Raw genomic sequence first — 12,742 nt, forward strand, 5'->3', positions numbered from 1 at the left:
GATCGCGGCCGTTCGAGCGGCGCATATTCGAACAGGTCGTGTAGGTGATGCGTTCCTGGCTGTCCATTGGATGACGGACATGATCCTTCGGTGTCCCCTCCCCATCGGCGACCCACTGTACGAGGGTCACGTTCGGGTGGGAACGATGCTTTGTTTCCGGCGAGTTGGTCAAACCGATTGCCGACAGTGCACGGACATGTCCGAAAAGTTCCTGACTAATGGTCAAGAATTGATAAACATCGTGGCCGCGATAATCGAACAGCTGCGGCGTGTCCGAGGCCTCACCTATCGTCACAACGATGATGGCGCGTGCTGCGCCTGAGTGATGTCGCGACTGCAAAAAGTGAGGAGATTCACGGTGGGGGTTGGGCCTGCCCGCAAACGGGCTGGGTTACTGGTACGGGGTCGATGGCGATCGCCCGTGGTGGCGGCGGTGATCGCCATGGCGATGACCGGGGTGACGGTGCCGCCGGCTGTGGCGTGGACGTACCCCGAACCGGAGGAGAAGGTGTGGACTCCGCCGCACACTCCTCTGGGGGGATCGTCTGTTCCGGTCAAGGGACAGGATGCGCGGCCGGTGACGCCGCAGCCCGTCGCGAAGGCACCGGACTGGAAGCCGGAGGCGGTGGCGCCTCTGGTGACCGGCGCCGAGACGGTCGCGGTCGGAGCGGGCAGCGCCGAGGCCGCGGCTGCCAGCCGGGCGACGGGCGGAGCGTCGCCCGCCTCCAGCGGCCAGACGGGGACGAAGGCGGGCGCGCTGGCCGTCCGGGTCGCGCCCGGCACCGGCAAGGAGGAAAGCGCGCACACGGTCACGGTCGAGGTGACCGGGCAGGAGAAGGGCAAGGCCGCGGGGGTCGGCGGGCCGCTCATCGCCCTGACCGATGCCGAGGCGCCCGCGGCGGATGGCGGCCGAGGGGCAGTTGTCACCTTGGACCTGAAGTCGCTGGAGGCGGCGGGGTGGTCGGACCGGGCAGCCCTGGTCGCCCTGCCCTCCTGCGCGCTGACCACGCCGGAGAAGCCCGAGTGCCGTACCCAGACTCCGGTCTCGGCGAAGGTCGACGGGCGCGGCTCGGTCACCGCTGATGTGGTGCTGCCGCCCAGGACGGCGCCTCAGCAGGGGCAGAACGGTGCGGTGAAGGCTTCCTTCGCCGGGGCGCCGTCCGGTCGGGCGGTGGCCGCGGCTGACCAGGGTGGCTCTGGCAGCGGCTCGGTGGTCCTCTCGGCGGCGCCCTCGCCGTCCGGTGCCCTGGGCGACTATCGGGCGACGTCTCTCTCTTCGTCGTCGTCCTGGACCTCCGGGGCCAACACCGGTGGCTTCAGCTACGGTTACCCGATCTCGGTGCCGCCGTCGCTGGGTGGTGCGGCGCCCGCCGTGGCGCTGGGCTACAACTCGGCGGACGTGGACGGGAAGACGTCCGCGTCGAACGCGCAGCCGTCGTGGGTCGGTGACGGCTGGGGCTACGAGCCCGGCTTCATCGAGCGTTCCTACAAGTCCTGCGACAAGGACGGGATCACCGGCTCCGGCGACGAGTGCTGGGGCGGGCAGAACGCCAGCCTCTCGCTTTCCGGCCGCTCCGGTGCGATCGTGCGCGACGATGCCACCGGCACCTGGCACCTGGAGGGCGACGACGGGACGAAGGTCGAGCAGCTGACCGGATCGCCCAAGGGCGCGGGTGACATCGACTACAACGACCGCGAGTACTGGCGCATCACCACCCCGGACGGCATCCAGTACTACTTCGGCCTCAACCACCTGCCGGGCGGCGACGGCACGGACCCGGCCGCTAACTCCGTGTTCACCGTGCCGGTGTACTCGCCCAAGAACGGCGACCCGTGCTACGACGCGGGCAAGGGCAACGGCTCGTGGTGCCAGATGGCGTGGCGCTGGCAGCTCGACTACGTCGTGGATCCGCACGGCAACCTGACCACGTACAAGTACGCGGCCGAGGGCAACAAGTACCAGCGGGGCACCGTCCAGGGCAGTGGTACCGGTACTCTCACCGACTACCAGCGCGGCGGCTACCTCCAGGAGATCGGCTACGGCCAGCGCCTGACCGACCAGCTGGCGGCCAAGGGCGGCGCCAAGCCGGCGGCCAAGGTGGTCTTCTCCACCGCCGAGCGATGCCTGCCCGATGCCACGAACGACTGCTCCGAAGGCAAGCGGACCACCGCCAACGCCAACGCGTGGCCGGACACGCCGATCGACCAGATCTGCGCCGACAGCACTTGCACCGTCGGCTCGCCGACGTTCTTCACCACCAAGCGCCTGACCTCGATCAGCACACAGGTCCTGGTGAGCTCGGCCTACCGCACGGTCGACACCTGGAAGCTCAACCAGGAGCTGGCCGACCCCGGTGACGGCACGAAGCGCCTGCTGCAGCTCGATTCGATCCAGCGGGTGCCGAGCAACGGCCAGGCGGAGATGACGAATCTGCCGCCAGTGCAGTTCCAGTACAAGATGCGGGCCAACCGCGTCGACGGACTCGTCCCGGCCTCGCCGATGTTCATGCGCCCGCGCATCCAGGGCATCACCACCGAGATGGGCGGCCGCATCGACGTCATCTACACGGATCCCGAGTGTTCCCGGGTGAACAACCGCATGCCGGCCTCCGAGGACACCAACTCGATGGCCTGCATACCCGTCCACTGGTACCTGCCCGGGCAGTCCGGCAAGGATCCGGTCAGCGACTGGTTCGACAAGCCGCTGGTGAAGACCGTGGTTGAGCAGGACCTGGTCAGCACCCCCGCCGTCGCGAAGACCACCGAGTACAGCTACGGCGGCGGCGCGGCCTGGCACCGCAACGACGCCGAGTTCACCGACCCCAAGGTCCGCACCTGGGACCAGTTCCGCGGCTACCAGACCGTCACCGCCATCACCGGCAACGCCAACCCGGGAGAAGCCCCCAAGACTCAGACACGGGCCACGTACCTGCGCGGCATGGCCGGCGACTACCTCGCCGACGGCACCACTCTGCGCACCGTCCCCGACGTCGCGAGCCCGCTGGGTGGAACGGTCACCGACAGCGCGCAGTTGGCCGGCCGCATCATCGCCACCGAGACCTTCGACATGGCCGGCGGCAACGTCACCGGGATCTCCGGCTCCACTTTCGGCGGCCAGCAGATCTCCGCGACCCACGTACAGAGTGCGGGTGCGCCGAAGATCTACGCCTGGCAGCCGGACTCGCAGACCACGGCGATCGCCAAGGCGAAGCTGGCAGACGGCAGTTGGCGCACGACCACGACGGTGACGACCACCGAGCCGGGCAACGGCAACCGGGTGGTCAAGGTCGATGACCAGGGCGACGGTAGCGCCGCCACCCCCGAGATCTGCACCACCACCGCCTACGCGACCAGCGACAACCCTCAGGTACTGACCCTGGCTTCGGAGAAGACAGCCTTCCAGGGGTCCTGTTCTGGCAAGGCCACAGCCGCCAACACCCTGTCCAGCGGCCGCACTGTCTACGACGGCAAAGCCTTCGGGCAGGCCGGCACCACAGGTGACCCGACCAGCACCCAAGTCCTCGACCGCTTCGACCAGTCCGGTAACCCGGTGTACGCGCACACCGGCAGCGGGACCTTCGACGCCTACGGGCGCTCGCTGAGCACCGCGACCGCAGACGGTTCGACGTACGACCGCGGCGGCGCCCAGCTGAGCGCTCCCTCGGTCACCCCCGCCGTCACGACCGTCGCCCTCACTCCGGCCTCCGGCGAACTGCCTTCCCAGGTACGGACGACCGGCCCGATGGGCGCGGACTGGACCACGACCGTCACCCAGGACCCGGCCCGCGGCTCGGCCCTGACCAGCACAGACGCCAACGGCCGGGTCACCACCGCCCAATACGACGCCATGGGGCGACTCACCGCGCTCTGGGCGCCGGACCGCCCGACGACGGACAATCCGAGCCGGAGATTCACCTACGCCTTCAAGGGCTCCACCGGGCCTTCCAGCGCCAAGACCGAGACGCTCAACGACGACGGCGTCAGTTTCTCCACGAGCGTCGACATCTACGACGGCCTCGGCCGCCCCCGGCAGACCCAGCGCACCAGCGACGCCAAGCCCACCGGGCGCCTGATCACCGACACCGTGTACGACACCCACGGCTGGGTGATCAAGACCTCCGCCCCCTACTACGAGCAGACCTCCTTCCCGACCGAGGCGATCTTCGTCCCGGCGGCGGACGGGCAAGTGCCCGCCCAGACCTGGAACACCTATGACGGCAACGGGCGCGTGGTGCGCACGGAGTTCCGCTCCAACGGCAACCTCCAGTGGGCCACCACCACGGCCTACCCGGGCGCCGACCGCATCGACGTCACCCCGCCGAGCGGTGCTACAGCGACCTCGATGGTCACCGATGCCCGCGGCCGCACCACTGCCGCGTGGCAGTACAAGACGCCCACGCCGACCGGAAACCCGGCAGACGCGGACGTCACCGGCTACGCCTACACCCCTGCTGGCCTGAGCGCGTCCCGGACGGACAGCAGCGGCAACACGTGGTCCTACGGCTACGACCTGCGCGGGCGCCAGACCTCGGCGTCCGACCCGGACACCGGTACGACCAAGACGTTCTACGACACCCAGGGGCGCCTCGACCACACCGTCGATGCCAAGGGAACCACCCTCGCGTACACGTACGACTTGCTCAACCGCAAGACCGGCGTGTACAGCGGCAGCGTCGCGCCCGCCAACCAGCTGGCGTCCTGGACGTACGACACGCTCGCCAAGGGGCAGTTCACCTCCAGCAGCCGATATGTGGGCGGAGCCGGCGGCGCGGCCTACACCAAGGCCGTCACCGGCTACGACACCGCCTACCGCCCGCTCGGCAGCTCCACCACCATCCCGAGTGCTGAAGGCGCGTTGGCCGGCACGTACACCAACACCAACACGTACAGCCCGGTCATCGGCTCCTTGAAGAAGCTCGACATCCCGGCCGCCGGTGGCCTTTCGGCGGAAACCGTCAGCTACGGCCGCACCGATACAGGCCTGCTGACCGGGGCCTCCAGCCTCAAGAAGGCTGTCATCGCCAAGGTCGAGTACGACGCCCTTGCTCGCCCGGTCCGCACGACAGTCGGCGAATACGGCAGGCAGGTCGTGGCGACCCAGCAGTTCGACTGGGCGACCGGACGACTCATCAACAACTTCGTCGACCGGCAGAGCGGCACCGTCTCGGCCGACCAGACCAGCTACACCTACACCCCGGCCGGCCAGATCACTTCGGTGACGGACGTCCAGGACGCGTCGGCGACCGACACCCAGTGCTTCACCTACGACTACCTCAGCCGGCTCACCGGCGCCTGGACGGACACCGGCGGCACCCGGACGACCGCGGACTGGACGGACTCCTCCGGCCTCAAGCACGGCACCGGCAGCTCCACCACCGTCCCCGGTATCGGCACCTGCAACAACACCGCCGGCCCGGCGACGGTCAACCCTGGCGGACGTACTGTCGGCGGCCCGGCCCCGTACTGGAACACCTACAGCTACGACGCCACGGGCAACCGCACCGGCCTTGTCCAGCACGACACCACCGGCAACAGCCTCAACGACACCACCGTCACCCAGACCTTCGGAGGTGCCAAGACCACCAATTCCCCGACCACCGCCCCGAACACCGGCGGTGGCACCGGAGGTCCGCACGCCCTCCTCACGTCCACAACGGCCGGTCCGACCGGCACCAAGGCCGTCAGCTACCAGTACGACGCCAAGGGCAACACCACCGCCATCACCGACACCGGCGGTACCACCACCCTGACCTGGAACGGCGAGGACAAGCTCGACACCCTCACCAAGACCGATCAGGCCGGCGCCACCCGCTACCTCTACGACGCGGACGGCAACCAACTCATCCGCCGCAACCCCGGCAAGACCACGCTCAAGCTGCCCACCGACGAGCTCACCCTCGACACGGCCAGCGGATCGATGAACAACGTCCGTTCCCTCGCCGCCCCCGGCGGCCTGACCTACACCCGCGTCACCGCCGCCATCGGCGGCGGCACCGTCCTGATCCAGGCCGCAGACCCGCACGGCACCAACGGCCTCCAGATCGGCACCGATCCGGCGATGACCGTCACCCGCCGGGCCACCGACCCCTTCGGAAACCCCCGCGGCACCCAGCCCGTCGCCAACCAGTGGGCCGGCACCAAGGGCTACGTGGGCGGGACCAGAGACGACACCACCGGACTCACCAACCTCGGCGCCCGCCAGTACGACCCCATCCACGGCCGCTTCATCAACCCCGACCCGATCCTCGATCCCGCCGACCCCCAGCAGTGGAACGGCTACGCCTACAGCGACAACGACCCAATCAACCGCAGTGACCCCAGCGGCCTGTGGTCCATCAACGGGATCCGGATATTCCCCACGCTGCCCACGCCCAAACAGGTAGCGAGCGATATGGGGAAGGCATTCGTCGGCGCGTTCGATAAGGCTGTCGGCTGGCTTGCCAGCATCAGCCCTTACGCGGCGACGCACAACCTCATCGCGAGCACGAACGACCAGGTCAGCCGCCAGACGGGCATCGGCCCGATCTTCCCGGGGGTCCACCACGTAGAGCCAAGCGAACACCCGGCCGCCGACTTCTTCGGCATTTCTCACAGTGACCCGGCCTACAGGTTCGGAGAGATCCTCGAGACCGTCGCCGAGACGGCCGGAGACGGCGTCGGCGGCATAAAGGCCGCTGTCAAGGGTGCCAAGCTTGCGAAGAAATTCGTAACGAAATCCGGCGGGATCAAGAACGCGCTCAAGAGTATCTTCAAGCCGTGCAGCTTCACCCCTGACACCCCGGTCCTGATGGCGGACGGCACCAGCAAGCCCATCGGCGAAATCCAGACCGGCGACAAGGTCAAGTCAGACGACCCGCAGCGCCCCGCAGGCGGAGACGGTACTGCAAAGGCGGTCCTGGCCACCTTCGTCAACGACGACGACAACCTCGTCGACCTGACCGTCAAGACCCAAGGAGCCACCGAACAGACAGTTCACACAACGTCCAACCACCCCTTCTGGGACGACACCACCAAGCGGTGGACCCTGGCCGGGAACCTCACCCCGGGGCACACCCTCAAAACCGCATCCAGCGAACCCGCCGAGGTAACGGCTGTGCGCCCAGTGGCGGGCCACGCCTGGATGCACAACCTGACCGTCGCAGACCTCCACACGTACTATGTGCTGGCGGGGATCTCGCCAGTCCTCGTCCATAATTGTGGCGGCTCTGCCGATGACCGGGCTGGCCTTGATTTCACAGACAGTGGTCGGCAGCAGGTCTACGACGCTAACGAGGCGAAGAACGGCGGGGTTCTCAAGTGTGATTACTGCGGCAGGACTGTAGAGCGCAGGGCATCGCGAGGACCAGATGGAAAGGCAATCAAGGGTCTTCCGGATGACGCACAGATCGACCATGAGATACCAAAGGCGCAAGGCGGATGCGGAGCCGCCCATAATGGATGCGTGGCCTGTAGGCGATGCAATAGGGACAAGTCAGCTAAAACGGTTGAAGAGTGGGACGACGAACTCAGAGAGTTCCTGGAGGATTAGGCGTGAGCGAGTCGAATAGGCGACCGACCTCTGCGAGCGGCGCCAAGCTCTTCAAGGTGGCATTTGACCTCGAAGAGGAGCGCCCGAACTGGCCGCCGGTCTCGGTCGAGCGGCTCTGGGGGGAGAAGACGGAGGTCAAGCTTGAGATCCGCGTAGTGAATGCGCCGTTCTTTGTGCGTGGAATCTCGTTTGGCGACCTCATTCAAGTGCGCCCGGACAATGAGCGTCGCGAGCTCGTTTTTGAGAGTTTCACGGCGGAGTCGGGGCATTCGACAGTCCGGATTATTCTTCTCCGGGGTGCCGAAAGGGAAGTCATCGAGTCCAAGCTTTGCGGCGCTGGTTGTAGCTGGGAATCGGCGCATTCCTTTGGGAATCTCTTGGCCGTCGATATCCCGGCAACAGTCGAGTACGGCGAGCTTAGAGAATGGCTTAGGGCTCAAGTGAGGGCCGGGGCAATCGAGATTCAGGAGAGTGCGATCTCCTCGATCCACCAGCAGCAACTGCCAAAGTTTCCTTAGACTCGTATGATTTCTGCGGCGCTGAGTCAGAAATTTTGAACCCAGAAGCCCCGCCGGAGATAGCTCCGGTGGGGCTTCTGGGGTTTGTTGGGCGGTCTGACGGCAGTAGTTGACGGCAACGTCAGCGGACGGGTGCTGCACAAATCGGCGGGTCGTGGCTGTCGTCGGGGTCGGTGGCGGCTGGACTCCACTAGCGCCACCGCGTCCCGCTTGAACTCCCCCGAGTGCCTTGCAGTACCCATGAGGACATCCTCTCCACGGACCCGAAGGTCCGCTTCTCAGTAGTGTCCACATCTCGGGGTAAAGCCCACCCCTCGACTACGCCCTGGACGGCGCCCACCGCCTGGTCGGCCTGGCCGACCAGGCGTCCCCGGGACCTGATCGTGCTGCAGAAGAACCGCGAGGGTCTGCCGGAGGCGGCCCGCTCGCTGGTCTTCGACGACTTCATCCACGTGGTCGACACCAGCGCGTGGAGAGCTGGGTGTCAAAGGGGGCCGAAGGTTCAAATCCTGTCGTCCCGATTGTGAAGTCGGTTGTGAGAGACGGTACTTGGGAAACCGAGTGTCGAGTCTTTCTGTTGCCCGGTCAGCTGGTGGTCGCAATGGTGGTCTCCGGGCCACATCGGCCAGGCCGCTGTGGGTTCTTCTGTTCGGGTCTGCTGGTGTGCGGCCAGTTGCCGGTGCGGGCGCGGGTGGTGAAGCTGGCGGTGAGGTGGCGCAGGTCGTGTAGGGCGATGTGGGGGACGCCGGCCTTGTCGCAGAGCAGGTGGAAGCGGTCGAGGACGCTTTCGGGGTGCAGGGGTCGTCCGTAGCCGTCTGCGGGGGTGATCTGGCCGGTCGGGGTCGAGGCCGTAGCGGGTAGTGATGGCGTACCTCTGGTCTCGGCCTGGCACGTTGCCGGGCGCCATCACTACTGATCACATCGAGGGCGGGGCATGGTTCCTGGAGCACGCGAGGACGCGGCCGTAGAGGGTCGAAGAACTCGTCAGCTGTGCCGAAGACCCACCGCCAGGGTCAGTTCAAGGACCCGGTGTGGCGATGCGAGATCCGGAAACAGCTCCCGCAGCTGCGACATCCGGTACCGGACTGTCTGGGGATGGACGAACAACTCCGCCGCCACCTCGTCCCGCCTGCCCTGGTGCAGCAGCCACGCCCGCAACGTCTCCTCCAGCCGCCGTGCGGTCGTGACCGGCAAGGTCCGCAACGGTGCGAGGGCTCGGGCACGCAGGTCTGCGAACGCGTCCGCGTCGGCACTCAGTACCAGCTCGGGCAGGTGGTCCTCGGTGTCGCGAATATCGGCGGAGAGGGAGCGTGCGCGTACGGCCCGTGCGTACGAGGCGGACGCACGAGTCCATGGCCGGGCCGGGCCGACCACGGCGTCGCGGTCGGTCAGCTGCCGCAAGAGGTGTGATCGGTCGGCGTCGGGGACGAGCAGCACACCGGTGGCGTCCGGCAGATCGTCGAGGACGAGAGTGCCCGGGTCGAGCGCCCGGTAGACAGGCCGGGCCTGGGCGGCGGGCAGCAGGGCCGCGGTCAGCGAAACCGGGGGCTGCCACCCGGCCCGCTGAGCAGAGGCCAGCAACACGTCCGGACTCGCGCCGGCGAGGAGGTCGCGGGCCAGGTGTTCCAGGTGGCGCTCGCGAGCCCTGCCCCGGGCGGCCAGTTCGTCGGCATGGCCTGCGGCGCTCGCGGCGGAGAGCTCGTCGATGTAGGCGAAGGTCAGCTCGGCGAACTTGGCGACCTCGGCGGCGGGCAGACCTGCGGGTACGGCACCCGCTGCCAGGCATCGCCAGGCCACGCGGGCGCCGACGCGGTAGGCGCTGAGCAGGGCGTCCATCGAACGGCCGTCGCGCACCTCGCCGCGGCCCAGTTCGTAGGCTGCGTCACCGCCGTCGCCACCCGTGGCGTTCCCGCTCGCGAGGTCCAGGTAGTGCCCCAGGGCGGTATGGACGGCTCGGCGGATGGTGCCGCCCATGCGGCCCGAAAGGGCGTTCGCATAGGGAGGGACCTCGTCGATGATCGCCTGGACGACCTCGTCGGCGGTGGCCGGCAGCGCGGCCCGAAGCGCGGTGACCGTCTCGTCGTCCAGGACCAGCTCGCTGGCCCTCCGGATTGCATGGCTCACGTTTTTTGTTCCCTGTGAACAATTCAGCCGGCAAGATTTACATCCTACGGTCAGGACTTTACGCCCTGAGGCGCACAAGCTGGAGTCATGACGAGTGCAGCCCTCCGCAGCAGGGCTTGGAAACTGCTGGAGATGGTCACGACGCCGCTGCTGCCGTCGGACTACCTTGACCTGGTCAGCCCGCTGCGTGCGGGCGCTGACCTGCGTGGGCGCATCGAGGCCGTGCACCCCGAGACGGGTGACGCCGCGACCGTCGTGATCAGGCCGGGACGGGGCTGGCGCGGCCACACGGCCGGTCAGTACGTGCGGATCGGAGTCGACGTCGACGGAGTGCGCCTGTGGCGTGCCTACTCCATCACCTCACCGACGAACCGCCGGGACGGCCGCATCACGATCACCGTGAAGGCGATCCCGGACGGCAAGGTCAGCAACCATCTGGTCCGCAGGGCGACACCGGGCACGCTGGTCCAGCTCGACCAGGCGACCGGTGACTTCGTGCTGCCGCGTGCCAGGCCCGCCAAGGTGCTGTACCTGACGGCCGGCAGCGGCATCACGCCCGTGATGGGCATGCTGCGCGACACCGGGCTCGATGACGTCGTCATGGTCCACTGTGCGCCGCAGCCGCGTGACGTGATCTTCCGCAATGACCTGCACGACCTGGTCGCAGACCAGAAGCTGCGGCTCGTCGAGGTGCACACCGACACCGACGGCAGGCTCGACATCGCCCGTCTCGACGGCCTCGTGCCCGACTGGGCCGAGCGCGAGACCTGGGCGTGCGGGCCCGCGGGCCTGCTCGACGCCGCAGCGGAGCACTGGGCCGAGCACGGCGTCCCGGAGCGCCTGCACACCGAACGCTTCCGCCCCCGCATCGTCGTCGGCGGCGGCGACGGCGGCGGCGAGGTCACGTTCAGTACCACCGGCAAGACCGTCGACGCGGACGGCGCCACGCCGCTGCTGGACGTCGGCGAGGAGGCCGGCGTGCTCATGCCGTCCGGGTGCCGCATGGGCATCTGCTTCGGCTGCGTCACGCCGCTCACGGCGGGCGCCGTCCGCGACCTGCGCACCGGCGAGATCACCGAGGCCGAGCCGGGCGTCCTCATCCAGACCTGTGTGTCCGCCGCAGCGGGCCCCTGCGACATCGAACGGTAGAAGCACCTTGACCGCCATCGACCCCACCGCCCATCTGACCGCGGAGCAGATCGAGGAACTCGGCCGCGAGCTGGACGCGATCCGCGACGAGGTGATCGCCGGCCGCGGCGAGAAGGACGCCGCCTACATCCGCAAGGTCATCTCGGCGCAGCGCAAGCTCGAGCTGGCCAGCAGGGGCGTGCTGCTGTTCTCGATCTTCCCGCCCGCGTGGCTGCTCGGCACCGCCGGCCTGTCCGTGGCGAAGATCATGGACAACATGGAGATCGGCCACAACGTCCTGCACGGCCAGTGGGACTGGATGCGGGACCCGAAGATCCACTCCACCACCTGGGAGTGGGATCACGTCTCGCCGTCCGATCAGTGGAAGCACTCGCACAACGAGCTGCACCACACGTACACCAACGTGATCGGCAAGGACAACGACCTCGGCTATGGCATCATGCGCGTCGACGAGGACCAGAAGTGGCACCCGTTCCACCTCGGCCAGCCGCTGTGGAACTTCATCAACGCCTGCTTCTTCGAGTACGGCATCGCCGCGTACGACCTGGAGCTCGGCAAGAACCTGAGCAAACGCCGCCGCAAGGACCCGGAGTTCCGTGCGCGGGCCAGGGCCGTGGGCCGCAAGATCCGCAAGCAGGTGCTCAAGGACTACGTGATCCACCCGCTGCTGTCGGGCCCGTCGTTCCTCACCACGCTCGCCGCCACGTTCACCGCGAACCTGGTCCGCAACCTCTGGACCCACTCGGTCATCATGTGCGGACACTTCCCCGAGGGCGTACAGGTCTTCGAGCGCCGGTCGGTCGAGGGCGAGACTCGCGGCCAGTGGTACCTGCGCCAGATGATGGGCTCGGCGAACATCAGCGGCAGCAGGGCCATGCACTTCATGACCGGCAACCTGTCGCACCAGATCGAGCACCACCTGTTCCCGGACCTGCCGAGCAACCGGTACGCCGAGGTCGCGGTGAAGGTGCGCGCGCTGTTCGAGAAGTACGAGCTGGAGTACGTCACCGGGCCGCTGCCCAGGCAGGTGTTCTCCGCGTGGCGCAAGGTCTTCCGGCTCTCGCTGCCGAACAAGAAGCCCGCGGCCACGACGCCGGGCGGCAAGAAGGAGCCCGTCGCGGCCTGAGCCCCGGGGCTCGGGTGACTCAGCTGCCCCAGGAGTCGTGCTGCAGCCCCTGCGCCGCACTCCACCACCAGTGCTGCACGGTACCGCTCCCGTCGGCCCGTGGTACGGAAGGGGAAACCCCGCCGGTGATCGGCCGGGTTCCCCTTCCCGTCGTAGCCGGCCGGGTCAGCGCTGGAGGGTGAGCAGGCCCGGGCGCCAGGGGAGCTGGTCGTAGGGGCCGGTCGCGGTGGGGGACTTGCCCTGGTAGAGGAGTCGCAGGTTGCAGGGGTCGACGGTCATGGTCTGGTCGGGGTTGTC

General features: G+C 67.9%; 6 protein-coding genes and 1 pseudogene. 5 read left to right on the top strand and 2 right to left on the bottom strand.

Annotated elements, in window-relative coordinates; genetic code table 11:
* Window positions 1–577 precede the first annotated feature (577 nt).
* The 3 genes and pseudogenes from ACPC54_RS33390 to ACPC54_RS33400 all read left to right on the top strand — a co-directional run.
* On the top strand, window positions 578–7,528 hold the full coding sequence (locus ACPC54_RS33390) for an RHS repeat-associated core domain-containing protein (RefSeq protein ID WP_498970191.1): 6,951 nt from the start codon (window positions 578–580) through the stop codon (window positions 7,526–7,528).
* A 2-nt stretch (window positions 7,529–7,530) separates the two neighbouring features.
* Window positions 7,531–8,046 carry a DUF4265 domain-containing protein gene (locus ACPC54_RS33395; RefSeq protein WP_498970192.1) on the top strand — a complete coding sequence of 172 codons (516 nt, stop codon included), beginning with the start codon at window positions 7,531–7,533 and terminating at the stop codon, window positions 8,044–8,046.
* A gap of 368 nt (window positions 8,047–8,414) precedes the next feature.
* Window positions 8,415–8,510, top strand: a pseudogene (locus ACPC54_RS33400) (gfo/Idh/MocA family oxidoreductase); the annotation flags it as partial.
* A 520-nt stretch (window positions 8,511–9,030) separates the two neighbouring features.
* Here ACPC54_RS33400 and ACPC54_RS33405 read toward each other — a convergent pair.
* Window positions 9,031–10,170 carry a PucR family transcriptional regulator gene (locus tag ACPC54_RS33405; RefSeq protein WP_498970193.1) on the bottom strand — a complete coding sequence of 380 codons (1,140 nt, stop codon included), beginning with the start codon at window positions 10,168–10,170 and terminating at the stop codon, window positions 9,031–9,033.
* A gap of 87 nt (window positions 10,171–10,257) precedes the next feature.
* Between ACPC54_RS33405 and ACPC54_RS33410 the strand changes: the two genes are divergently transcribed.
* Window positions 10,258–11,319, top strand: coding sequence for a ferredoxin reductase (locus ACPC54_RS33410; protein WP_498970194.1), 1,062 nt, complete (start codon window positions 10,258–10,260; stop codon window positions 11,317–11,319).
* A gap of 7 nt (window positions 11,320–11,326) precedes the next feature.
* Window positions 11,327–12,445, top strand: a complete 1,119-nt coding sequence (locus ACPC54_RS33415) for a fatty acid desaturase family protein (RefSeq protein WP_498970195.1) — start codon at window positions 11,327–11,329, stop codon at window positions 12,443–12,445.
* 165 nt (window positions 12,446–12,610) lie between these two features.
* On the opposite strand, the gene ACPC54_RS33420 is transcribed toward ACPC54_RS33415, so the two are convergent.
* Window positions 12,611–12,742, bottom strand: a 132-nt coding sequence (locus ACPC54_RS33420) for a non-reducing end alpha-L-arabinofuranosidase family hydrolase (RefSeq protein ID WP_498969713.1), incomplete at its 5' end; no start/stop codon positions are given.

The organism is Kitasatospora sp. NPDC094028 (assembly GCF_049543595.1).
Lineage (GTDB): Bacteria > Actinomycetota > Actinomycetes > Streptomycetales > Streptomycetaceae > Kitasatospora.

Coding starts and splice junctions, on each gene's coding strand:
- ACPC54_RS33410 (WP_498970194.1), top strand. CDS start 10,258: ATGACGAGTGCAGCCCTCCGCAGCAGGGCTTGGAAACTGCTGGAGATG.